Annotated in this window: 18 protein-coding genes; 9 read left to right on the forward strand and 9 right to left on the reverse strand. The window is 68.9% G+C overall.

The window, feature by feature from the left end; genetic code table 11:
- Nucleotides 1-30 precede the first annotated feature (30 nt).
- From bioA to CUJ89_RS16260, 5 genes are all read left to right on the forward strand, one after another.
- Nucleotides 31-1,377 carry an adenosylmethionine--8-amino-7-oxononanoate transaminase gene (gene bioA / locus CUJ89_RS16240; RefSeq protein ID WP_114178212.1) on the forward strand — a complete coding sequence of 449 codons (1,347 nt, stop codon included), beginning with the start codon at nt 31-33 and terminating at the stop codon, nt 1,375-1,377.
- Nucleotides 1,378-1,463: 86 nt separating this feature from the next.
- A complete protein-coding gene (gene bioF, locus CUJ89_RS16245; RefSeq protein ID WP_114178645.1) occupies nt 1,464-2,648 on the forward strand; it encodes an 8-amino-7-oxononanoate synthase in 1,185 nt (394 codons plus the stop codon).
- Nucleotides 2,645-3,364 (forward strand): dethiobiotin synthase, encoded by a 720-nt coding sequence (gene bioD / locus CUJ89_RS16250; RefSeq protein WP_114178213.1) that lies wholly within the window; start codon nt 2,645-2,647, stop codon nt 3,362-3,364. The genes bioF and bioD overlap by 4 nt, the downstream gene beginning before the upstream one ends.
- Before the next feature lie 46 nt (nt 3,365-3,410).
- Nucleotides 3,411-4,430 (forward strand): biotin synthase BioB, encoded by a 1,020-nt coding sequence (bioB, locus tag CUJ89_RS16255; RefSeq protein WP_114178214.1) that lies wholly within the window; start codon nt 3,411-3,413, stop codon nt 4,428-4,430.
- 196 nt (nt 4,431-4,626) lie between these two features.
- Nucleotides 4,627-5,028, forward strand: a complete 402-nt coding sequence (locus CUJ89_RS16260) for a hypothetical protein (RefSeq protein WP_114178215.1) — start codon at nt 4,627-4,629, stop codon at nt 5,026-5,028.
- An 18-nt stretch (nt 5,029-5,046) separates the two neighbouring features.
- On the opposite strand, the gene CUJ89_RS16265 is transcribed toward CUJ89_RS16260, so the two are convergent.
- Both CUJ89_RS16265 and CUJ89_RS16270 read right to left on the reverse strand, forming a co-directional pair.
- A complete protein-coding gene (locus CUJ89_RS16265; RefSeq protein WP_114178216.1) occupies nt 5,047-5,772 on the reverse strand; it encodes a copper homeostasis protein CutC in 726 nt (241 codons plus the stop codon).
- 122 nt (nt 5,773-5,894) lie between these two features.
- Nucleotides 5,895-7,181 (reverse strand): EAL domain-containing protein, encoded by a 1,287-nt coding sequence (locus CUJ89_RS16270; RefSeq protein ID WP_114178646.1) that lies wholly within the window; start codon nt 7,179-7,181, stop codon nt 5,895-5,897.
- Between the two features lie 299 nt (nt 7,182-7,480).
- Here CUJ89_RS16270 and CUJ89_RS16275 point away from each other — a divergent pair, with 299 nt between their 5' ends.
- Nucleotides 7,481-9,148, forward strand: coding sequence for a Na+/H+ antiporter (locus CUJ89_RS16275; RefSeq protein ID WP_114178217.1), 1,668 nt, complete (start codon nt 7,481-7,483; stop codon nt 9,146-9,148).
- A gap of 85 nt (nt 9,149-9,233) precedes the next feature.
- Here the strand turns inward: CUJ89_RS16275 and CUJ89_RS16280 are convergent, their stop codons facing one another.
- Together CUJ89_RS16280 and CUJ89_RS16285 are read right to left on the reverse strand one after the other, a co-directional pair.
- A complete protein-coding gene (locus CUJ89_RS16280) occupies nt 9,234-12,806 on the reverse strand; it encodes an indolepyruvate ferredoxin oxidoreductase family protein (RefSeq protein ID WP_114178218.1) in 3,573 nt (1,190 codons plus the stop codon).
- 1,822 nt (nt 12,807-14,628) lie between these two features.
- Nucleotides 14,629-15,186, reverse strand: coding sequence for a sugar O-acetyltransferase (locus CUJ89_RS16285; protein WP_114178219.1), 558 nt, complete (start codon nt 15,184-15,186; stop codon nt 14,629-14,631).
- Between the two features lie 445 nt (nt 15,187-15,631).
- Here CUJ89_RS16285 and CUJ89_RS16295 point away from each other — a divergent pair, with 445 nt between their 5' ends.
- Complete coding sequence (locus tag CUJ89_RS16295; RefSeq protein ID WP_114178221.1) at nt 15,632-16,246, forward strand: glutathione S-transferase family protein; 615 nt, start codon at nt 15,632-15,634, stop codon at nt 16,244-16,246.
- Between the two features lie 50 nt (nt 16,247-16,296).
- On the opposite strand, the gene CUJ89_RS16300 is transcribed toward CUJ89_RS16295, so the two are convergent.
- Together CUJ89_RS16300 and CUJ89_RS16305 are read right to left on the reverse strand one after the other, a co-directional pair.
- Nucleotides 16,297-17,259, reverse strand: a complete 963-nt coding sequence (locus CUJ89_RS16300) for an ion channel (protein ID WP_114178222.1) — start codon at nt 17,257-17,259, stop codon at nt 16,297-16,299.
- A 187-nt stretch (nt 17,260-17,446) separates the two neighbouring features.
- Nucleotides 17,447-18,466, reverse strand: a complete 1,020-nt coding sequence (locus CUJ89_RS16305; RefSeq protein ID WP_114178223.1) for a sulfate ABC transporter substrate-binding protein — start codon at nt 18,464-18,466, stop codon at nt 17,447-17,449.
- Nucleotides 18,467-18,918: 452 nt separating this feature from the next.
- Between CUJ89_RS16305 and dapA the strand changes: the two genes are divergently transcribed.
- Complete coding sequence (gene dapA, locus CUJ89_RS16315; protein WP_114178224.1) at nt 18,919-19,812, forward strand: 4-hydroxy-tetrahydrodipicolinate synthase; 894 nt, start codon at nt 18,919-18,921, stop codon at nt 19,810-19,812.
- 57 nt (nt 19,813-19,869) lie between these two features.
- On the opposite strand, the gene CUJ89_RS16320 is transcribed toward dapA, so the two are convergent.
- The 3 genes from CUJ89_RS16320 to CUJ89_RS16330 form a co-directional block, all read right to left on the reverse strand.
- Nucleotides 19,870-20,250 carry a type II toxin-antitoxin system VapC family toxin gene (locus tag CUJ89_RS16320; protein ID WP_114178225.1) on the reverse strand — a complete coding sequence of 127 codons (381 nt, stop codon included), beginning with the start codon at nt 20,248-20,250 and terminating at the stop codon, nt 19,870-19,872.
- Nucleotides 20,250-20,477: a hypothetical protein gene (locus tag CUJ89_RS16325; protein ID WP_114178647.1), complete on the reverse strand. Its 228-nt coding sequence runs from the start codon at nt 20,475-20,477 to the stop codon at nt 20,250-20,252. The genes CUJ89_RS16320 and CUJ89_RS16325 overlap by 1 nt, the downstream gene beginning before the upstream one ends.
- A 96-nt stretch (nt 20,478-20,573) precedes the next feature.
- The gene (locus tag CUJ89_RS16330; protein WP_114178648.1) at nt 20,574-21,626 is read right to left on the reverse strand and encodes a LysR substrate-binding domain-containing protein; all 1,053 of its coding nucleotides are present in this window, start codon (nt 21,624-21,626) and stop codon (nt 20,574-20,576) included.
- Between the two features lie 106 nt (nt 21,627-21,732).
- Here CUJ89_RS16330 and CUJ89_RS16335 point away from each other — a divergent pair, with 106 nt between their 5' ends.
- Nucleotides 21,733-23,004 carry an MFS transporter gene (locus CUJ89_RS16335; protein WP_114178226.1) on the forward strand — a complete coding sequence of 424 codons (1,272 nt, stop codon included), beginning with the start codon at nt 21,733-21,735 and terminating at the stop codon, nt 23,002-23,004.

Consider the following 23,004-nt stretch of genomic DNA (forward strand, 5'->3'; position numbering starts at 1 on the left):
CCCGCCGCCGTTTTACCCCCCGGAGTTGCCTTGAGTACGCCAGCCACCGACGACTGGGTCGCGCGCAGCCTGCGCGCGGTCTGGCATCCCTGCACCCAGATGAAGCATCACGAGCGCCTGCCGCTCGTCCCCGTCGCGCGCGGCGCAGGCGTATGGCTGTACGACCGCGACGGCCGCCGCTACTTCGACGCGATCAGCTCGTGGTGGGTCAACCTGTTCGGCCATGCGAACCCGGACATCAACGCGGCGCTGAAGGACCAGCTCGACACGCTCGAGCACGCGATGCTCGCCGGCTGCACGCACGAGCCCGCGATCGAGCTCGCCGAGCGGCTGCACGCGCTCACCGCGCGCACGCTCGGCCATGCGTTCTTCGCGTCGGACGGCGCGTCGGCCGTCGAGATCGCGCTGAAGATGAGCTTCCACGCGTGGCGCAACCGCGGCCGCGCGGGCAAGCAGGAATTCGTCTGCGTCGCGAACAGCTATCACGGCGAGACGATCGGCGCGCTCGGCGTGACCGACGTCGCGCTGTTCAAGGACGCGTACGACCCGCTGATCCGCCATGCGCATGTGGTCGCGTCGCCCGACGCGCGCGGCGCGCTGCCGGGCGAGACGGCCGCCGATGTCGCGGGCCGCGCGCTCGCGGACGTGCGGCGCCTGTTCGTCGAACGCGGCGACCGGATCGCCGCGCTGATCGTCGAGCCGCTGGTGCAGTGCGCGGCCGGCATGGCGATGCACGATCCGTCGTACGTGCGCGGGCTGCGCGCGCTGTGCGACGAATTCGGCGTGCACCTGATCGCCGACGAGATCGCGGTCGGCTGCGGCCGCACGGGCACCTTCTTCGCGTGCGAGCAGGCCGGCATATGGCCCGATTTCCTGTGCCTGTCGAAAGGCATCAGCGGCGGCTACCTGCCGCTGTCGCTCGTGCTCACGCGCGACGACGTGTTCGCGGCGTTCTACGACGACGACACGACGCGCGGCTTCCTGCACTCGCATTCGTACACGGGCAACCCGCTCGCGTGCCGCGCGGCGGTCGCGACGCTCGACCTGTTCGCACGCGACGACGTGCTCGCGGAAAACGCCCGCAAGTCGGCAACGATGCGCACCGCGCTCGCGCCGCTCGACGCGCACCCGCAGGTGCGCCACCTGCGCGAGCGCGGCACGCTGTTCGCATTCGACGTCACGCTCGACGGCGAGGCGGCGCGCGGCTTCTCGCGGCGCTTCTTCGAACGCGCGCTGGAACGCGAGCTGCTGCTGCGCCCGATCGGCACGACGGTGTACCTGATGCCGCCGTACGTGATGAACGACGACGACATCGCGTGGCTCGCGCAGCGCACGCGCGACACGCTTGACGCCACGCTCGCGGAGATCGCGCAATGACGATGAAACAGCCCCCACGCTCACCTCGTTCGCTGCCTCCCGAGGGGGCGGCTGCCGTCCCTTGCGGCGACCCGGCGGGCGGCAGCATACCCCTGCTCGACACCCTGCAGCGCGGCCTCGCCGATCTCGACGCGCAAGGGCTGCGCCGCGTGCGCCGCATTGCCGACACCGCGTGCGACGCGCGCATGACCGTCAACGGCCGCGAGATCGTCGGCTTCGCGAGCAACGACTACCTCGGCCTCGCCGCGCATCCGGCGCTCGTCGCCGCGTTCGGCGAAGGCGCGCGGCGCTACGGCTCCGGCAGCGGCGGCTCGCACCTGCTCGGCGGCCATTCGCGCGCGCACGCGACGCTCGAGGACGAACTCGCGGGCTTCGCCGGCGGCTTCTGCGACGCGCCGCGCGCGCTGTACTTCAGCACCGGCTACATGGCGAACCTCGCGGCAATGACGGCCCTCACCGGCAAAGGCGCGACGATCTTCTCCGACGCGCTGAACCACGCATCGCTGATCGACGGCATGCGGCTGTCGCGCGCGAACGTGCAGGTGTATCCGCATGCGGACACGGCCGCGCTCGCTGCACTGCTCGAAGCATCGGATGCCGAAACGAAGCTGATCGTCAGCGACACCGTGTTCAGCATGGACGGCGACCTCGCGCCGCTCGCCGAACTCGTCGTGCTGGCCGAACGCCACGGCGCGTGGCTGGTCGTCGACGATGCGCATGGCTTCGGCGTGCTCGGCCCGCAGGGCCGCGGCGCGCTCGCGGCCGCCGCGCTGCGCTCGCCGCATCTCGTGTATGTCGGCACGCTCGGCAAGGCGGCCGGTGTCGCGGGCGCGTTCGTGATCGCGCACGAGACGGTGATCGAATGGCTGATCCAGCGCGCGCGCAGCTATATCTTCACGACGGCCGCGCCGCCGGCCGTCGCGCATGCGGTATCGGCCAGCCTGAAGGTGATCGCGGGCGACGAAGGCGACGCGCGACGCGCGCACCTCGCCGCGCTGATCGAGCGCACGCGCGCGCTGCTGCGCAACACGCGCTGGCAGCCGGTCGATTCGCACACGGCCGTGCAGCCGCTCGTGATCGGCAGTAACGACGCGACGCTCGCGGCGATGCGCGCGCTCGACGCGCACGGCCTGTGGGTGCCCGCGATCCGGCCGCCGACGGTGCCGGCCGGCACGTCGCGGCTGCGCGTGTCGCTGTCGGCCGCGCATTCGTTCGACGATCTCGCGCGGCTCGAAGCCGCATTGATCGAAGCCAGCGAGAACGCAGCATGACGGCGCCGCTATCGCTCTTCGTCACCGGCACCGACACCGAAATCGGCAAGACCTTCGTATCGGCCGCGATGCTGCACGGCTTCGCGCGGCACGGCCTGCGCGCGGCGGCCCTGAAGCCGGTCGCGGCCGGCGCGTACGAACGCGATGGCATCTGGCGCAACGAGGACGCCGACCAGCTCGACGCGGCCGCGAACGTCGTGCTGCCGCCCGCGTTGCGCACGCCGTTCCTGCTGAAGGCACCGGCCGCGCCGCACATCGTCGCCGCGCAGGAAGGCGTGACGCTCGACCTCGACACGATCGTAGCGTGCCACCGCGAAGCGCTGACGCGCGCGGATATCGTCGTCGTCGAAGGCGTCGGCGGATTTCGCGTGCCGCTGAACGACACGCAGGACACGGCCGATCTCGCGGTCGCGCTCGGCCTGCCCGTCGTGCTCGTCGTCGGCGTACGGCTCGGCTGCATCAGCCACGCGCTGCTGACGGCCGACGCGATTCGCCAGCGCGGCCTCACGCTCGCGGGCTGGGTCGCGAACCACGTCGACCCGGCCATGTCGTTCGCCGACGAAAACGTCGCGACGATCCGCGACTGGCTCGCACGCGAGCACCGCGCGCCACTGCTCGGCCGCATCGCGCACCTGAGCCCGGCCGCCCCCGAATCCGCCGCGGCGATGCTCGACATCGCCGCGCTCGTCGAGTCGCTGCGCGCCGCGCAGCATTGACCGAACCGATCCCCCAATTCAATCCAGTCCACGACAGGAAAACGATATGACCCAAGCCCAGACCGCCGCCGTGCAACCCGACGCGATTCCCGTGGCTGCTCCGGCGCCGCAGCGCTGGCGCGTCGCCGACGTCGTCGCGCTGTTCGAGCTGCCGTTCAACGACCTGATCTTCCGCGCGCAGCAGGTGCATCGCGAGCACTTCGACGCGAACGCGGTGCAGCTGTCGACGCTGCTGTCGATCAAGACGGGCGGCTGCGAGGAAGATTGCGGCTACTGCTCGCAGTCGTCGCATCACGACACGGGCCTGAAGGCCGAGAAGCTGATGGACGTCGACACGGTGCTCGACGCCGCGCGCGCGGCAAAGGCGAACGGTGCGAGCCGCTTCTGCATGGGCGCCGCGTGGCGCAACCCGAAGGAGCGTCACATGCCGGCGCTGACCGAGATGGTGCGCGGCGTGAAGGAACTCGGCCTCGAGACCTGCATGACGCTCGGCATGCTCGAGGACGAACAGGCGCAGCAGCTCGCCCACGCGGGCCTCGACTACTACAACCACAACCTCGACACGTCGCCGGAGTTCTATGGCCAGGTGATCTCGACGCGCACGTACCAGGACCGCCTCGACACGCTCGATCGCGTGCGCGACGCGGGCATCAACGTGTGCTGCGGCGGCATCGTCGGGATGGGCGAATCGCGCCGCGAGCGCGCGGGCCTGATCTCGCAGCTCGCGAACCTGAACCCGTATCCGGAATCGGTGCCGATCAACAACCTCGTCGCGATCGAAGGCACGCCGCTCGAAGGCACCGCGCCGCTCGACCCGTTCGAGTTCGTGCGCACCATCGCGGTCGCGCGCATCACGATGCCGAAGGCTGTCGTGCGCCTGTCCGCCGGCCGCGAGCAACTCGACGACGCGATGCAGGCGATGTGCTTCCTCGCGGGCGCGAACTCGATGTTCTACGGCGACCAGTTGCTGACGACGAGCAACCCGCAGACGCAGCGCGACCGCGCGCTGTTCGAGCGCCTCGGCATCCGCGCGAGCCAGGCCGACGCACTGTCGGGCAACGCGTAAGCGGCTACGTCGCGCAGCGCATTCCAACGAAAAACCGGGGCACGCCCCGGTTTTTTTCATGCATTGTCAAACAACGTTGCCGATCGCGTGCAGATGCGGAAAGTCCGCACTAACATTGCCTGACCGCCGCGATCGCCGGGCGCACAGGCGCCCGGCCGTCGGGTGGGTATCCAACCACACATCCGGGGAAACAGGAATGAAGAGAACGGCACTGATGCTGCTCGCCCTCGTCGCGACGGCCGCGCATGCCGCGGCACCGAAATGCTCGACGCAGACGCTGAACGGACACACCAGCGAACTCTGCGTGACCAGTACCGCGTTCCAGCACGACTACTACACGCTGAAAGTCGACCGCGCGCTGATCTTCGTGCTGCCGGACGACTACATCGAAGACGTCACGCTGACACACACGATCCCGAAGGATGCGGCCATCGAATTCCCGCTGTCCCAGCAAGGCACGCCCACCGTGAAAATTTCCGGCGGCTGCACGCCCGTCAGCGAAACCCGGGACGGGCAGGCGGTCGAAGTCGGCCGGCGCTGTTCGTTCCAATGGGGCAACGTCGAGATCCTGAAGGATCTGTCGATCCGCTACGATTGATGCGCATCGGCGTGCGCGTCACACGTGCGCCGACGCGCCGTCGAGCGCCGCGCGCACCCGCTCGACGAGTTGCTCGTCGACGGGCGCCAGCACCTCGCCGCGCGGCCGCACGCCCGAGCCGAAATGCACCGCGCGCACGCCGGTGGCACGCACGAAATCGCCGACCGCATCGACAGTGAGCCCCGAGCCAGCCAGCACCGCGCAGGTCGAGCCTGCCGCCTGCCGCACCAGACGCGCAATCGTCGCGGCCGCGTCGAGCACCGACGGATGGCCGCCCGACGTCAGCACCGACGTGACGGCCGGCACGCGCAGCAGCGCGTCGAACGCGGCGTTGAGGTCTCGCGACACGTCGAACGCACGGTGGAACGTGAGCGCGCGGCCGTCCGCGGCCGCGGCGATGCGGGCGAGCGCGCCGAGATCGACGTCGCCGCGCGCGTCCAGCGCGCCGAACACGATGCCGTTCGCACCGGCCACGACCGCCGCGCGCACGTCGCGCTCGATCACGCGCAGGTCGTCGGCGTCGTAGACGAACGACCGGCTGTGCGGGCGCACGATCACGTTGACGGGAATCGGCACGGCGGCCACGACGGCCTCGATCAGGCCGGCGCTCGGCGTCAGCCCGCCTTCGGTGATCGCGGTCACGAGTTCGAGGCGGTCGGCGCCCGCGCGGGCGGCGGCCTTCGCATCGCCGACGGTCGTGGCGATCACTTCGAGGAGGATGGAGGAAGCGGCGTTTCGGTTCATGGGCGGCCCGCGAATCGTCAGGACAATTCGCGCATCCTAGCCGAGCCGTGCGACGGGCGCCAGCGTGCCGGCCGACGCGCGCGTCAGCCGCGCCGCAATCGCCGCCTGCGGTGCGCGCGGCGCTAGCCGGCGTCCGCTTCGTCGTCGGCCCAGTCGATATCGGCGCACAGCACGCGCAGCGCATCGCCGACGCGCACGGCCACCGACAACGTCACGCACGGCTGCGCCTCGTTGATCGACAGGTACGGCCGCGTGACCTGCACGCGCCCCGGTTCGGCGATCGCCGAACGGAAATACGGCCGGCGCAGCCAGTTCGCGCCCTGCGCGTCCGCCAGCGGCGAGAAGCGCGCCTCGCTCAGTGCGCGATCGGCGCGCAGCACGACGTTGCGGCCCGACTGGCGGCCCTGCGCATCGAGCTGGAAGCAGCGCGCGGCCGCGTCGAGCGCGAGGAAGTTCCAGCACACCTCGTCCAGCGGCTCGCCGGCCGCGAGTCGCTCGGCCGCGCGCTCGAACGCGCGCAGGTACGGCGCGAGCCGCTGCGCCTCGCGCCGCTCGCGCGCTTCGGTTTGCTGACGAAAACGCTCGGTCAGCTCGCCGATGCAGCCGGTCGCGGCCGCGCTGTCGGGCAGCCCCGGCGCCGGGCGGCCGAAGTAGTAGCCCTGCACGAAATCGGCCTCGCACGACAGCGCGATCTGTGCCTCGTGCTCGGTCTCGATCCCTTCGACCAGCACGAGCTTGCCGGCCTCGTGCAGCAGCGTCACGAGCCCGTGCAGGATCGCGGTGAGCCCGGTGCGATGCGCCGCGTGTGACAACATGATCCGGTCGAGCTTCACGATGTCCGGGTTCAGCTGCCAGATCCGCTCGAGGTTCGAGTGGCCGGCGCCGAAATCGTCGAGCGCGATCAGGAAGCCGTGCGTGCGGAATTCGCGCACGGCCTCGGCGAGTCGCTCGACGTCGTCCGCGCGCTGCTCGAGCACTTCGAGCACGACGCGGCGCGGCGGCATGTCGAGCCGTTTCAGGTTCGCGAGCAGCGCGGCTGCCTGGAACGGGTCGGTGAGCGCGCCCGGATGGATGTTGAGGAACAGCCACTCGCGCTCGGCGCCAAGCAGCGCGAAGTTCTCGAGATGCAGCGCCTGCGCGAGCCGGTCGAGCTGCAGCAGTTCGCCCTGGCGCGCGGCTTCGCCGAACACGTCGAGCGGCGACACGGCGCGGTCGAGCGCATCGTGCGCGCGCAACAGCGCCTCGTAGCCGACCGCACGCTGGTGCGACAGGCTGAATATCGGCTGGAACACGGTCGTGAGCGTCAGGTCGCGATGCTGCGTCGCCAGACGTTCGAGGCCGGAGCTCATCTCCCGCTCGAACCGGTACGGCGACGCGGCGGCCGGACGCTCCTGTTGCACGATCGTCATACCTTCTTCCTCCTGGTGATGCACTCGAACGCGGCAGCCGACGAAACGAACGGCGCGCGCCATGTCATGGTTGGACCCTCGGTTGCCCGGTCGATGCCGGACGGCTGACCAGCATCAAGCAAGCTCCGTGCAAGGTGCGAACAACCCATGCGCCGCGCGGGCGCGCCGTGCTGCCGCACCACCGTGGCGCGCGCCCGACGCACCATTTTCGTGCGCACGCACCGGCCTCTCGAACGCAGCCGCCACGCCGGCACGCTACACTCCGTACGATCGTTTCATTCCCCGTATTCGCCGTATCGATGGAAATCGTCTTCACCGTCCTGATCCTGCTGCTCACCGTCGCGCTGTCCGGCGCCGTCACGCGGAACCTGCCGTTGCAACTGCCACTGCCGCTGATGCAGATCGCGTTCGGCGCGATGCTCGCGTGGCCGAAGCTGAACCTGCACGTCACGTTCGATCCCGAAATCTTCATGCTGCTGTTTATTCCGCCGCTGCTGTTCGCGGACGGCTGGCGGATTCCGAAACGCGAGCTGTACCTGCAGCGCCGCGCGATCCTGATGCTCGCATTCGGGCTCGTGTTCATGACGGTACTCGCAGTGGGCTACTTCGCGCATTGGCTGATTCCCGAGTTGCCGCTGCCGATCGCGTTCGCGCTCGCGGCCGTGCTGTCGCCGACCGATGCGGTCGCGCTGTCGGGCATCGCCGGGAAAGGCCGGATTCCGCCGCAACTGATGCACATCCTCGAAGGCGAGGCGCTGATGAACGACGCGTCGGGCCTGGTCGCGCTGAAGTTCGCGATCGCAGCCGCGCTGACGGGCATGTTCTCGCTGCGCGCCGCGTCGGTCACGTTCGTGATCGTCGCCGCCGGCGGGCTCGCGACGGGCGCAATCGTGTCGTGGGTGTTCAGCGCGCTGTCGACGCGCTTCCTGAACGCCGAGCAGGAAGGCGATCCGGCCCCGGGCATCGTGATGACGCTGCTCGTGCCGTTCGCGGCCTATCTGTTCGCCGAGCACCTCGACCTGTCGGGCGTGCTGGCGGCCGTATCGGCCGGGATGATGATGAACTACACGAGCTTCTCGCGCAAAAGCACCGTCGCGTCGCGCGTGCGTGCCGAAAGCACGTGGGCGATGATCGAGTTCGTGTTCAACGGCATGGTGTTCATCATGCTCGGGCTGCAGTTGCCGCACATCATCGGCCGCGCGCTCGTCGACGCGCACCATACGAGCGACGCGCTGGTCGGCCGGATGATCTTCAACGTCTGCGCGATGATGATCGCGCTGTACGCGATCCGCTTCCTGTGGGTCTGGCTGCTGCGCTGGATCGCGAGCCGCCGCGCCGCGCGCCAGGGCCTCGCGGGCACGATGGCCGGCGTGCGCACGATCGCGGTGATGACGGTCGGCGGCGTGCGCGGCGCGGTCACGCTCGCCGGCGTGCTGTCGATCCCGGTCGCGCTGTCCGACGGCGCGCCGCTGCCGGGGCGCGATACGGCGATCTTCGTCGCGTCGGCCGTGATCCTCGGCTCGCTCGTCGTCGCGGTAATCGGCCTGCCGCTGCTGCTGCGCGGCGTGCGTTCGTCGCGCAACCCGCTCGCCGACGAGGAGCGCACCGCGCGCTCGGCCGCCGCGCAGGCCGCGATCCGCGCGATCGACTCGTCGCACGACGCGATCTCGGCCGATCTCGACGAATCGGGCGCCGCGCGCTGCGCGGACATCTCCGCGCGCGTGATGGACCAGTACCGCCGCCGGCTCGCCGCGCTCGCCGAGGACAGCCCCACGCCGCGCGCGGAAGCGAAGCAGACCGAAACGATGGAGTTGCAGATGCGGATCGCCGCGATCCGCGCGGAGCGCTCGGTGCTGTACCGGCTGCGCAGCGACAGCAAGATTTCCGACGAGACGCTGACGAAGCTGATTCGCGAAATCGACCTGTCGGAAACCGCGCTGTCGACGCGCAAGAAAGGCATCCTCTGACGGGCCGGCCGCTGCCCGCGCGCCACCGCCCATAAAAAACGGCGACGCCGAAGCGTCGCCGTCTTCACCTCCGCCCGCGTTCGCGCTACTTCGCGACGACGACCGGAATCCCCTTCAGCATTCCCGCGCCCTTCATCTCGTCGAGCGCGTGCTGCACGGACGCGCTCGTCGCCGCGTCGATGCCGAGCTGCAGCGCGAGTTCGCGCTCCGCGCGCTTCACGCCGGCCAGGTTGCGCACCTTCACGTGACCGAAGCCGCGCACGCGGGCGTGCAGGTCGGCCAGCTGCGCGACCTGCGCCGCATTGCCGGCCGTCATCGCGGCAAGCGCACGCGCGAGCGTCGTCTCATAGTCGTCGGCAAGCGCGCGCTCCATCTTCCGCTCGACGGTGCGGCCGAACGGATCGAGCCACGTGCCGCGCAGGCTGCGCACGCGCGCGAGCACGCCGAACACCGGCCACATCCACTGGCCGAACACGCGCTTCTTCGGCACGCTGCCGTCGCTGCCGGCCTTCGCGACCGTCGGCGGCGCGAGGTTGAACTTCACGCGATACGCTTGCCCCGGCACGCCTTCGAACTGCGCCTCGAGCGCCGTGCGGAATGCGTCGTCCGCGTAAAGCCGCGCGACCTCGTATTCGTCCTTCACCGCGAGCAGCCGGTAGAAGGTCGTCGCGACCGCGCGCGTCAGCGCGTCGTCGCCCTTCGCGCGCGCCGCGTTCACGAGCGCACGGTAGCGCTCGACGTAGCGCGCGCCGCCGTACGCATCGAGACGCGCTTCGCGATCGGCGATCAGTTCGGCGAGCGTCTCCGGCGCGACGTGCGCAGCCACCGCGTGACGCGCGTTCCACAACGCATCGAGGCCCGCCGCATCGCCGGCCGCCATCCGGCCGATCGAGAACGCGAGCTTGTTCATCGGCACCGCGACGTTGTTCAGCTCGATCGCACGCATCATCGCGGCGAGCGACACCGGCACGAGGCCGAGCTGCCACGCGTAGCCGAGCATCAGGATGTTCGCGCCGATCGGGTCGCCGAGGAACTTCGCGGCGAGCGCCTGCGCGTCGCAGCTCGACAGGTAGCCGTCGCCGGCCGCGTGATGCATCTTTTCGAGCAGCGCGTCCGCATGCAGGTTCGCGTCGGGGTTCTGCACGAACGACGCGTTCGGGATCCGGTGCGTGTTGACGACGATCCGCGAACGCTCGTGACGCACCGTCTGCAATGCTTCGGCACTCGCGCCGACGACCATGTCGCACGCGAGCAGCACGTCGGCCTGCTGCGTGTCGATCCGCACCTGGTTCAGCCATTGGTCGCTCGCGGCGATCCGCACGAACGACAGCACCGAGCCGCCCTTCTGCGCGAAGCCCATGAAGTCGAGCACCGACGCGCTCTTGCCTTCGAGGTGCGCGGCCATGCTGATCAGCGCGCCGACCGTCACGACGCCCGTGCCGCCGACGCCCGTCACGAGCATGTCGAACGGCGCCGCATCGAGGTGCGTCGCCGGCACCGGCAGCGCGTCGACGCGCACGGCGAGCGCCGCTTCGTCAAATGCGGCGCCCGCGGCCTTCTTCAGCGCCGCGCCTTCGACCGTCACGAAGCTCGGGCAGAAGCCGTTCACGCACGAATAGTCCTTGTTGCACGACGACTGGTCGATGCGGCGCTTGCGGCCGAGCGGCGTCTCGAGCGGCTCGACCGACAGGCAGTTCGACTGCACGCCGCAGTCGCCGCAGCCTTCGCATACCGCGTCGTTGATGAACAGGCGCTTGTCCGGGTCGGGGAATTCGCCCTTCTTGCGGCGGCGGCGCTTCTCGGCCGCGCAGGTCTGGTCGTAGATCAGCACGGTGACGCCCGGCGTCTCGCGCAATTCGCGCTGCACCGTGTCGAGCTCGCTGCGGTGATGGAACGTCGTGCCCTTCGGGAACTGCCCGTGATGGCCGTCGTACTTCTCCGGTTCGTCGGATACGACGACGAAGCGCGACACGCCTTCCGCCTCGACCTGCCGCGCGATCTGCGGCACCGAGATGCTGCCGTCGACCGGCTGGCCGCCCGTCATCGCGACCGCATCGTTGTAGAGGATCTTGTACGTGATGTTCGCTTTCGCGGCGACCGCCTGGCGGATCGCGAGGATGCCCGAGTGGAAGTAGGTGCCGTCGCCGAGGTTCTGGAACACGTGCTTCGTGTTGGTGAACATCGCGTGCGCGGCCCAGTCGACGCCCTCGCCGCCCATCTGGATCAGCCCCGTCGTGTCGCGCTCCATCCACGACGCCATGAAGTGGCAGCCGATGCCGGCCTGCGCGATCGAGCCTTCCGGCACCTTCGTCGACGTGTTGTGCGGACAGCCCGAGCAGAAGTACGGCGTGCGCTTCACCGCGTCGGCCTCGTTCGACAGGATCTGCGGCGCGACCAGATCGACGACGCGTTCGCGGCGGTCGAGCGCCGGCTTGTGCCGCGCGAGCCATTCGGCGAACACCGGCAGGATGCGCGACGGGCGCAGTTCGCCGAGTTCGGACAGCAGGCATGCGCCGGCTGCGTCGTGCTTGCCGAGCACGCGCGGGCGCGCGCCGTCGGTGCGGTTGTACAGGTAGTCCTTGATCTGCTGCTCGATGACCGGGCCTTTTTCCTCGATCACGAGCACTTCCGACAGCCCGTCGATGAAGGTCTCGATACGTGTCATCTCGAGCGGATACGACAGGCCGACCTTGTAGATCCGCACGCCGGCCGCGTCGAGGTCGGCCACCGTCAGGTCGAGACGGCGCAGCGCTTCCATCAGGTCGAGGTGCGCCTTGCCGCAGGTGACGATGCCGACGTTCGCCTGCGCACTCGGCGCGATCCACTTGTCGATGCTGTTGGTGCGCGCGAAATGGCGCACCGCGTCGAGCTTCGCGGCGAGGCGCGCCTCGATCGTGAGGCTCGGCAGGTCGGGCCAGCGGTTGTGCAGGCCGCCCGTCGGCGGCGTGAAGCCCGCCGGCGCCGGCCACTGCGTCTGCAGCGCGTCGAGGTCGACGGTCGAGCCCGACTCGACCGTTTCCGAAATCGCCTTGAAGCCGACCCAGGCGCCCGAGTAGCGCGACAGCGCCCAGCCGTACAGGCCGAATTCGAGCATGTCGGCGATGTTCGCCGGGTTCACGACCGGCATGTGCCACGCGATCATCGCGAAGTCGCTCTGGTGCGGCATCGACGACGACACGCAGCCATGGTCGTCGCCCGCGACGACGAGCACGCCGCCATGCGGCGACGAACCGTACGCGTTGCCGTGCTTCAGCGCGTCGCCGGCACGATCGACGCCCGGGCCCTTGCCGTACCACATCGCATACACGCCCTCGACCGTGCGCTCGGGATCGGCCTCGACGCGCTGCGTGCCGAGCACGGCCGTGCCGCCGAGTTCCTCGTTGATCGCAGGCAGGAAGCGCACGCCGCCCGCATCGAGCAGTTTCTGCGCCTTCCACAACTGCTGGTCAACCATGCCGAGCGGCGAGCCGCGATAGCCGCTGACGAAGCCGGCGGTGTCGAGCCCTTGTTCGACGTCGGCCGCACGCTGCATCAGCAGCAGGCGGACGAGCGCCTGCGTGCCGGTCAGGAAGATCCGGCCGCGCGTCGCGGTCAGGTTGTCGGTCAGGCGGTAGTCGGACAGGGCAGGCGTGCCGTCGACAGGCAAGCGGGCGGTCATGGGGAGTGTCTCCTGATTATGCTGTTCTGGGCTGCGCGGCAAGGCGTCGGGCGACGCGTGGGCGCCGGCAGCGAATGGCTCTATTTTTTCGCGCGCAGACGAGAATGTTTTTTCTCATCTTGCTCGGAAGGGTCCACAGTGAGAAAAACTGCGCAGCTTTTTACCGGGATTTGAGAGAGTTTTCGCGCGCGCAGTGGGAGCGGGATTGGCGGGGCGTCGGGACGGTCGGCTGGTTTGCCGAAAAGGCCGGGGCGCGTCCGACGGCAACCCGCCGGCGTGACGGCGCGCGCTCGCGCCCCGTGTGACAAGGGTTTCGGCGGCGGCAGGCGGTCATCCTCACCGTTGGTATACACAGCGTTCCGATTGGTCGGCGGCGACGGATGTCCACAATGTCGCGCCCCTCGGCCGATCGGGCTTGCGCGCTCACCGGTCGAATGCACAGAGTTTCGAGTGGCGTTGGGGCCGGGCTGTCCACACCGTTATCGGTACTCGGTTCGCCCGGGCGCCGACGCTCACCGTTGAAATTCACAGCGCGTCGAGTGGGTTTCGACGCAGGATATCCACACCGGGACCGACGCACTTCGTCGGTCCGCCGCTCACACTCACCATTCGAATACACAGGATCGCGAGTGCGCTCGCCGGCCGGATATCCGCGCCGGAACACGCATGCTGCGCAATCGCAGGCTCGCACTCACCGCTGAAATACACAGGGCTTCGAGTGGCCTGGGGAGCCGGATATCCACATGGACGAGCATCCGCCGCTCGATGGCGGATGCGCGTTTCGAAGGGTACCGACGACCGGTCATCCATGCCTGTAGCCGCACGCCGTCCGATCGGGCGCCGACACTCACCTCCAAAATACACAGTGACGCGAGTCGTTCAGGCAGCCAGATATCCACACGGGAACCCGCGCGGCCCTCGATCGCTTGCTCGCCGCCCGAGCCTGACATGCACGGCACGTCAGACAGCGACGTCGGCCGAATGGCAACATCTGAACGGGTTGCCCGCCGGTCGCGTGCCCACGCCCGAGCCTGACATGCACGGCACGTCAGACAGCGACGTCGGCCGAATGGCAACATCTGAACGGGTTGCCCGCCGGTCGCGTGCCCACGCCCGAGCCTGACATGCACGGCGTGTCCGACGGCGACGTCGGCCGAATGGCAACATCTGAACGGGTTGCCCGCCGGTTGCGTGCTCGCACTCACCATTGAATTGCACAGCGCTTCGAGTCGCTCGGGAACGCGGATATGCGCAGCGAAATCTGCATGTTGCGGGCCACGCACCTGCGCTCACCGTTAAAATGCACAGCCCTTCGAGTGGCTTCCGGAACCGGATAATCACGTCGCGGCGCACTCGCGGTTCTGTCACGCATGCGCGCGGTCGGCTAGAATGCGCGGCGCCCCGAACCACGGCAAAAGTCGGGAAACCGCGCCGGAACAAGCGCATCGCGTGATCGAGCGCCGACACTCACCGTGGAATTTCACAGCATTTCGCTTCGTCTCGTGGGCGAGTTATCCACAACCCTTCTCATGCACGACGCGACCTCCGGTCATTCTCACCTGTGAAATGCACAGGGCGCCGAGCCGTTTCGGTGCGCGGATATCCACAACGGATCGCGCGAAGAAACCTTCGCCCGCACATCGGCAGAACCGTTCCGCACATCAACCCGCAGCAATCGCGCGATAACCGGAAAGCCTTATCCTGACAGCCTCTACGGCACCCTCACCGCTCAAACGCACAGCGTTTCGAGTCGCCTTGAGGGTGGGTTATCCACATCTGTCCGGCTCCACCTCTTCGAGCCGGCCCGCGCTCCCGAGCGACGTTATTCGGCAATCGACCGAATGACCGTCGCCGGATTGCCGCCGACCAGCGTATTCGCGGGGACGTCCCGGGTGACGACGGCCCCGGCCGCGACAACCGAGTTCTCGCCCACCGTCACGCCGCCGATGATCGTCGCGCCGGCGCCGATCCACACGTTCCGTTCGATCACGATCGGCTTCGCGACGACGAAGTCGCGCCGCCGGGAAGGTTCGACGGGATGGCCTGACGTGATGAGGCTGACGTTCGGCCCGATCATCGCGTCGTCGCCGATCTCGAGCCCGCCCAGGTCGTAGAACGTGCAGTTCTGGTTGACGAACACGTTGCGTCCGACCTTCATGCCGGCGCCGCCCGTCGCATGGAACGGCGGGATCAGCAGGAAGCCGTCATCCACCTGCGCGCCGATCAGTTCGCTGAACAACGCGCGAACTTCAGCGGCATCGTCGAACGTCAGACGGTTGAGCCTCGCGGTGATCGCCATCGCTCGCTTGACCTCGGCCACCATGGCCGCGGATTCGGGCGTTCTTCGCGGAATGGTCGTGGTGCGATCGTCGTTTGCCATGCGTGATTTGCCTCCATGCGCGGTCGAACCGGCGGTTGGTGCGTGACGGCAGCGCCGTGTTTGACGATTCCCGCGTTTCGCGACGCGCCGGCGATCGCGGCCGAATGCTCGCGTTGTCGCGTTGTCGCGTTGTCGCGTTGTCGCGTTGTCGCGTTGTCGCGTTGTCGCGTGCGCGGGTGCTGCGGCATCGGCGAGGCATTGTAGTCATGCCGATTTACACCGAGGTTTTCATCAATTTTAATAACTAGTCTAAATATAACTAGTTATTCATTGACTTTCCTATAACGGCAGGCTTTCTGCTCGATTCACGCCCGACACACAACACCTTGGACCAGACACGCGCAGCCGGGCGCCCCTTGTCGGCCGCCCCTGTCCGAACCTCCCGCGCTCGGGTACGCTTGAGCATCCACCGGACCGACATCTGCACCCAAACGCGGAGACTCTGATGAAGCTCTACTACTGGCCGAAGACCCGGGCATTCCGGGCGTTGTGGATGCTCGAGGAAATCGGCGTGGTGTACGAACTCGTGCCGATCGACCTGCGCTCGCACGAACAGGGCAGCGACGCGTTCGTGCAGGTCAACCCGATGGCCAAGCTGCCCGCACTCGACGACGGCAGCGCGCCATTCGCCGAATCGGGCGCCGTACTGCTCTATCTCGCCGACCGTTGCCCGGGCGCCGGGCTTGGCGTCGCGCCCGACGATCCGCTGCGCGGCCGTTTCCTCCAATGGCTGTTCTTCACGCCGACCTGCCTCGAACCGGCAATGGCCGAGAAATTCACGGGCGCGTCGGGCAATCCGGTCGCGTTCGGCTGGGGCAACATCACGCGCGTGCAGCGCGCGCTCGCGCAAACGCTCGCCCATAACCCCTGGCTCGTCGGCGACCGCTTCACCGCGGCCGACCTGCTGCTCGCCAGCACGCTGAAGATCGCGTTCGACGCGCACCTGCTGCCGCACGAAGGCGTGCTCGGCGACTACGTCGCGCGAGCCGAGGACCGCGACGCGTTCCGCCGCGCGGTCGCGATCGAACAGCGCGAAGCCGCGCGTCTGCTGCACGCGTGATGCGTGAGCGGCGCCGCCGGCCGAAGGCGCACGCCGCGCGGCGAGCTCATCTATGCGGCCGGGCCCGGCGCCGCGGCGCCGGCTTCGACCACCACGCCCGGCGAGCCGCGCTCGTCGGTGTCGGCGTCGACCGGCACGACCTCGTGAAAATGCGTGTAGTCGATGTGCGTGATGCCGTCCTCCTCGTGCATCAGGTCGACATAGCGGTGACGCCAGCGGATCTCCCCATGCGCCCATGAGTGACGCGCCTGCATGACCTGCGCGGTCGTCTCGTCCGAGCCCTCGATCGTGATCAGCAACGACGCGTCGCGCGCGGCCAGCGATTCGGCCGTCTCGCCGAACAGCGGGCTCGATTCGTCGATCACGTGCATCAGGTTCCAGCCGAGCAGGAAGATCGGATGTTCGCTGCGCACCAGCGGCAGGTCGTGGATCTTGCGCAGCGTGTAGCCCTCGTGCGTGCCTTCGATGCGCATCATCCGCAATTTCGCCTGCGCCTCGGCAATCACGTTCTGGCGTGCATTCGCAGCGCGCACCATCAGCGTCATCCGGCCGTTCAGCGGCCGCACGATCGCATGGCGCGCGAACAGGATCTTCGCCTGCGGCCGGGAAAACCGTGCGAACACGAGCCCCGTGGCCAGCGCGATGCTCGACATCCCGACGAAGATCTCGAACGTCGCGACCAGGTGCGCATACATGGTCTGCGGATGCATGTCACCGTAGCCGACGGTCGCGAGTGTCTCCACGCTGAAGAAGAACGCGCCGCCGAACCCGGCCGGCGACTGGTTCGCGATCGGCGCCTGGCCGAGGAGGTAAAGCGTCGCGAAGCCGCCGTTGAGCAGCAGGAACAGCACCGCGAGCGACAGGAAGAACACAGGCCAGCTCACCGTCAGCGCGCGGTGATAGAAGTCGCGCCAGCCGAGCGGCGGCATCCCGTAGGCGATCACCGGGCGGGTGCCCGACCAGATCTTGCGGCCACGGCCGCGGGAGGATGGGGAGGGCGAATCGACGTTCATCGCGCGGGGCCTGTTGCAGGGAGGCGATGAGCGTAGCACGCGCGGCGGCGGCCGGGAATGCGTGCCGATTCGGAACGGAAATCCGCCTCGCCGCCGGATGCGCGCAGCCGCGCGGCGTCAAAAAAAACCGGCCGCGTGGGCGGCCGGCTGCATCGTCATGTGCGAACACGCGCGCTGCGCGCCGCGGTCACTTCCGGTCGACGATCACCTGGTCGAACGTGCCGCCGTCGGCGAAATGGGTCTTCTGCGCGTTCGCCCAGCTGCCGAAGACCTGCTCGACGCTGAACGTCTTCAGCGGCTTGAACTCGGCTGCATGCTTCTTCAGCACGTTCGCGTCGCGCGGGCGCAGATGGTGCTGCGCAATGATCTCCTGCGCTTCCGGCGTGTACAGGTAGTCGAGATACGCCTGCGCGACCTTGCGCGTGCCTTTCTTGTCGACGACCTTGTCGACGACGGCGACGGGCGGCTCCGCGAGGATGCTCGCCGACGGATACACGGCGTCGAACTGCGCGCCCGACGCGCCCGTGTCCATCAGCGCGACTTCGTTCTCGAACGTGACCAGCACGTCGCCGATGCCGCGCTGCGTGAAGGTCGTCGTGGCGCCGCGGCCGCCCGAGTCGAGCACCGGCACGTTGCGGAAGATCGCCTTCTCGAAGTCGAGCGCCTGCTGGTCGGTTGCGCCCTTCTGCTTCTGGAAGCCCCAGGCGGCGAGATACGCGTAGCGGCCGTTGCCCGACGTCTTCGGGTTCGCGATGATCACCTGGACGCCCGGCTTCGCGAGATCGCCCCAGTCCTTGATCGCCTTCGGGTTGCCCTTGCGCACGAGGAACACCATCGTCGTCGAATACGGCGAGCTGTTGTCCGGGAAGCGCGCACGCCAGTCCTTCGGCAGCAGCTGGCCGCGCTCGGCGAGCAGGTCGATGTCGTTCGGCTGGTTCATCGTCACGACGTCGGCCTGCAGTCCCTGCAGCACCGACAACGCCTGCGCGCTCGACGCGCCGTGCGACTGCTTGATCGCGACCGTCTCGCCGGCCTTCTGCTTGTAGGCGGCAGCGAAGCGCGTGTTGATGTCCTTGTACAGCTCGCGCGTCACGTCGTACGACACGTTCAGGATCGACGTGTCCGCGTGGGCAGCCGTCGCCGCCACGACCAGCGCCGCCGCCGCGCCCGTGTGCAGCCAGCGGCCGATCCCCTTCATGCTTGCCATCGTGATATGCCCCGTTTCCCGTGGTGGTGAATGTGCGTGACGGCACGCGTACGCGCTGTCATCGAAACGTAAGCGGGCATTCTAGCGGCCGTGCGCGGCGCGCCTTCCAATCAGTCGTGGAAAGCAAATCTCGAATCCTGCTAAACGGCGGCCGACGCTCGCGCGCGCGTCCGATCAGATGTTAAGATCGCCGCTCAGCCCACTTCACGATTCATCCATGTCCGCTGCCCTGCGCTCGTCCTCGATCCTCGCCGCCATCGCGGCAGGTGCGCGCGCGGCCGGGCTGAAACTGAAAAAACGACTCCTCGACTGACGGGGACGTCGCGTCCCGTCAGGCGAATGCCGGACGGGATGCCCGCAGGTCGTTTCTTTCTCCTCGCTCGCACGCCTCGTTCCGGCACACCGCCGGCGGAACGGTTCCTTCCCACTCCGTTTCCACCATGAGGCTTTGCATGCACACACGTTTCGAAGGTATCTGGCTGCCGATCATCACGCCGTTCCACCACGGCGAAGTCGACCATGCGGCGCTCGCGCGGCTCGCGCGCCACTATGCGGCCGCGGGCATCGCGGGCTTCGTCGCGGGCGCGACGACCGGTGAAGGCGTACTGCTCGACGCGCGCGAACAGGACGCCGTGTTCGCGACGCTGCGCGACGCCGCGCCCGGGCTGCCGATCGTCGTCGGGCTGACCGCGAGCGCGACGCATTTCGCGGCCGCCCGCGCACGCGAACTCGCGACGCTGCGGCCCGACGGGCTGCTCGTCACGCCGCCCGTCTACGTGCGGCCGACACAGGACGGCATCCGCCGCCATGTCGAGGCGATCGTCGATGCGGCCGACCTGCCGGTGCTCGTCTACAACATCCCGTACCGCACCGGCGTGAACGTCGAACTCGACACGCTGCAGGCGCTCGCGCGCGACCCGCGCGTCGCGGGCATCAAGGAATGCGGCGGCACGCTCGACCGGATGAGCCGGCTCGTGCACGACACGCCGCTCGCGATCTTCTCCGGCGACGACAACCAGAACTTCGCGGCGCTGTGCGCCGGTGCGCACGGCGCGATCGCGAGCAGCGCGCACGTGCTGCCCGAATGGCATGTGCGTATCCATGCGCTGCTGCGCGACGGGCGGCTCGCCGATGCGCGGCGCCTGTCGGTCGCACTGCAGCCGCTCGTCGCGGCGCTGTTCGCGGAACCGAACCCGGCACCGGTGAAGGCCTTGCTGGCCGCGCAAGGGTGGTGCGAGGACGGGTTGCGGTTGCCGTTCGTGCCGGCGAGCGACGGGTTGCGGGAGAGGTTGGGCAGGCTCTGCGCGGCGCTCGAGGAAATCGAACCGCACGCTGCTGCTGCATGAACGGCCCGTCATGCATTGGGGGCCGGCGACCGCCGGCTTCCCGCCTGGCAGATTGTTTCAGACTGTCAGAACTAGAGACATGCCGTACCGGGCAAGATGCCCATCGGCAGTGACGAGCTGCAGGGGTTCATGCTGGGCCTGCGCAACGAGCAGCCGATCGAATGGGTCGCGATGATGGCTCGGCAAGTTGCGCACGGCTGCCCCGTGTACGGCCCGGACCGGCAGTTCGCGGAACCCGCTCGCCCGAAGCGCGCGGACCAGCCGATCCACATCGACATCGAGCTTCCCCAAGCCGGCCTTGATGGCGGCTTCCCAGATACTCGCGCTGCTGACGAACCGCTCGTCGGCATCCGAGATCAGTCTGCGCGCTCGGGCGCTGAGCTTCGGGTCGTTGGTTACGCTCCACAAGAAGATGTGCGTATCGAGCAACAACCGCATCAGCGCCCTTCGAAAGCAGCCAGCAAGTCGTCGGGCAGCGGTGCGTCGAAGTCGTCCGCAATCCGGACCTGACCTTGCAGGACGCCGAACCGAACGGGCCGTTTGACGGATATGGAGCGATCCCCGGATGCTGCCGGGTTCGGGATCGCGACTTCCTCGCCGGAAATCGAAACGTCGACTTGTTGCGATGGATGGGCCGTGGTGCCGGGGATGTTTGCGCGTTGCATGATGACCTCCGCTTTGAATGCCACCACTGTAGTCAAGTCCGCCCGGATGATCCATTCAGCCGAACGGGGGATGCCAAGCCGGATCTCGGCGGCGCATCACGCCGCGAGCGCCGTCCCCACCCCGCCCGTCGCCTCCCGCACCGCCTGCGTCACGATCCGCGCGAGCCGGTCGACCGTCGGCGTTGCCGACGACGTGCGCCGCAGCAGGATCAGCGGCAGGCCCGGCAGTTCCGGCAGCCCGAACGACGCCGCGTCGAGCACGCGCACCGACGCAGGCAGCCCGTAGTGCGAGCGCACCGTCAGCCCGAGTCCGGCCGCCGCGGCCGCCCATAGCCCGGCGAGGCTCGGCGTCGTGAACGCGACGCGCCACGGCACGCCCGCGCGGTCGAGTGCGCCGGTCGCCGCGCCGAAGAACCGGCACGGCCGGTCGAACACGACGAGCGGCAGCGGCTCGCCCGGCGCACGCACGGCACGTCCGCCCGTGTCGCACGCACCGCCTTCGGCGCCCTCCTCGCCGCCACCGTCCGGCATACCGAAACCGCCCGCGCCCACCGCGCCGATCCATTGCATCGGCACCTGCGCGATCGCCTCGCTGTCGATCCCCGCCCGCGACACGAGCGCCGCCGATGCCGGGTCGCCCCACACGAGCGCGAGATCGAGCTGGTTCGCGTCGAGCCGGTCGAGCAGGTCGGCATTGCGCGCCACGCGCGCCTCGATCCTCACCTGCGGATGCGCGCGCGCGAATCGCCCGAGCACGTCGGGCAGGATCGCCTCACCGAAATCCTCCTGCAGCCCGACCCGCACCCAGCCGTCGAGATTCACGCCGCGCACGGCCGCGGCCGCTTCGTCGTTCAGCTCGATGATCCGCCGCGCATAGCGCAGCATCGCGTCGCCGGCATCGGTCAGCGCGAGCCCGCGCCCCGCTTTCACGAACAGCGGCGTGCCGGCCTGCTCCTCGAGCTTGCGGATCTGCGCGCTCACCGCCGACGACGAGCGCGCGACGCGGTCGGCCGCCTTCGCAAAACTGCCGAGATCCACGCCTGCGACAAGGCTGCGCAGCGCCGCCACGTCGAAGTTGGGCCGGGCCAGCGCGGCATCGGCCACCGCGAGCAACTCGCCGCCGCCGCGCGGAATGTCTTGTCCGGTCATGTCAATCATCCCGTTTTATCGAACGATTCATCAAAAACTTTCCGATTTTCAGGATGAATGTAGGCCGCCAGACTGTGGATGTCAATTTCCAACCGGGCCTGCCGTCATGGATACCTCGTGCATCGCTTCCCCCTCCTCGCCCGTCCGCGACGCACGCGGCCCGGCCCATCGCTGGCGCGTGCTGGCGGCCGGCGTTGCCGCGAACATGAGCTTTTCGGCCGCCGCGGCCGGCATTCCGACCACCGCCGTGTGGATGCGCACGGCCTATCACCTCGACAACGGCGCACTCGGCCTCGTGCTCGGCGCGCTCGGCTTCGGCGTCGCGCTGTCCGAGCTGCCGTGGGGGATCGCCGCCGACCGCTTCGGCGATCGCCGCGTGCTGCTGACCGGGCTCGTCGCGACGGCCGCGATGCTCGTGCTGATGGTGTGCACGATCGTCCCGACCGCGCACGCGGTGCCGCCGCTGATGCGCGTCGTCGCGGCGATGTGCTGCGTCGGCCTGCTCGGCGGCAGCGTGAACGGGTCGAGCGGGCGCGCGGTGATGCGCTGGTTCGGCGAGCGCGAACGCGGGCTGGCGATGAGCATCCGCCAGACGGCCGTGCCGCTCGGCGGCGGCGTCGGTGCGGCGCTGCTGCCGTCGCTTGCGTCACATCTGGGCTTCGCGGCAGTGTTCGGCGCGCTGATGCTGTTGTGCGCAGGATCGGCCGCACTGACCTGGCGCTGGCTGCACGAGCCGCCCGCCGCACCGGCCGTCGCGCACGTCGCCGCGCATCGCCCCGTCGCGCCGCAGCAGCCCGCCCGGCACGCCCGCGGGCCGCTCGCGAGCGGCCCCGTGTGGCGCATCGTGCTCGGCATCGGCGCGCTGTGTGCGCCGCAGTTCGCGGTGCTCACGTTCGCGACGGTGTTCCTGCACGACTTCGGCCGGCTCGGCCTCGCCGGCATCAGCGCGGCGATGGTCGTGCTGCAACTCGGCGCGATGGTGATGCGCGTGTGGAGCGGCCGCCATACCGACCGGCACGGCAACCGGCGCGCGTACCTGCGCGGTTCGGTGCTCGTCGCGGCCGGTTCGTTCACGCTGCTCGCGGCCGCGACGGCCGGCAGCCCGCACGTGCCGCTCGCCGCGATCGTCGCGATTCTCGTGTTCGCGGGCATCTGCGTCTCGGCGTGGCACGGCGTCGCCTACACGGAGCTCGCGACGCTCGCGGGCGCGAACCACGCGGGCACCGCGCTCGGGATGGCGAACACGATCGTCTACCTCGGGCTGTTCGCGACACCGCTCGCGATTCCGCCGCTGCTCGCCGTCAGTTCGTGGAGCGTGGTGTGGCTCGCGGCCGCGCTGGTCGCGGGCGCGACTTATCCGCTGTTCGCCGCGCGCTAG

The organism is Burkholderia pyrrocinia, from assembly GCF_003330765.1.
In the GTDB taxonomy this organism is placed as follows: domain Bacteria; phylum Pseudomonadota; class Gammaproteobacteria; order Burkholderiales; family Burkholderiaceae; genus Burkholderia; species Burkholderia pyrrocinia_B.

Coding starts and splice junctions, on each gene's coding strand:
- CUJ89_RS16330 (WP_114178648.1), bottom strand. CDS start 21,626: ATGACCGGACAAGACATTCCGCGCGGCGGCGGCGAGTTGCTCGCGGTG.
- CUJ89_RS16280 (WP_114178218.1), bottom strand. CDS start 12,806: ATGACCGCCCGCTTGCCTGTCGACGGCACGCCTGCCCTGTCCGACTAC.
- dapA (WP_114178224.1), top strand. CDS start 18,919: ATGCACACACGTTTCGAAGGTATCTGGCTGCCGATCATCACGCCGTTC.
- CUJ89_RS16265 (WP_114178216.1), bottom strand. CDS start 5,772: ATGAACCGAAACGCCGCTTCCTCCATCCTCCTCGAAGTGATCGCCACG.
- CUJ89_RS16260 (WP_114178215.1), top strand. CDS start 4,627: ATGAAGAGAACGGCACTGATGCTGCTCGCCCTCGTCGCGACGGCCGCG.
- bioD (WP_114178213.1), top strand. CDS start 2,645: ATGACGGCGCCGCTATCGCTCTTCGTCACCGGCACCGACACCGAAATC.
- bioB (WP_114178214.1), top strand. CDS start 3,411: ATGACCCAAGCCCAGACCGCCGCCGTGCAACCCGACGCGATTCCCGTG.
- CUJ89_RS16335 (WP_114178226.1), top strand. CDS start 21,733: ATGGATACCTCGTGCATCGCTTCCCCCTCCTCGCCCGTCCGCGACGCA.
- CUJ89_RS16270 (WP_114178646.1), bottom strand. CDS start 7,181: ATGACGATCGTGCAACAGGAGCGTCCGGCCGCCGCGTCGCCGTACCGG.
- CUJ89_RS16305 (WP_114178223.1), bottom strand. CDS start 18,466: ATGGCAAGCATGAAGGGGATCGGCCGCTGGCTGCACACGGGCGCGGCG.
- CUJ89_RS16300 (WP_114178222.1), bottom strand. CDS start 17,259: ATGAACGTCGATTCGCCCTCCCCATCCTCCCGCGGCCGTGGCCGCAAG.
- CUJ89_RS16325 (WP_114178647.1), bottom strand. CDS start 20,477: ATGCAACGCGCAAACATCCCCGGCACCACGGCCCATCCATCGCAACAA.
- CUJ89_RS16285 (WP_114178219.1), bottom strand. CDS start 15,186: ATGGCAAACGACGATCGCACCACGACCATTCCGCGAAGAACGCCCGAA.
- CUJ89_RS16320 (WP_114178225.1), bottom strand. CDS start 20,250: ATGCGGTTGTTGCTCGATACGCACATCTTCTTGTGGAGCGTAACCAAC.
- CUJ89_RS16275 (WP_114178217.1), top strand. CDS start 7,481: ATGGAAATCGTCTTCACCGTCCTGATCCTGCTGCTCACCGTCGCGCTG.
- CUJ89_RS16295 (WP_114178221.1), top strand. CDS start 15,632: ATGAAGCTCTACTACTGGCCGAAGACCCGGGCATTCCGGGCGTTGTGG.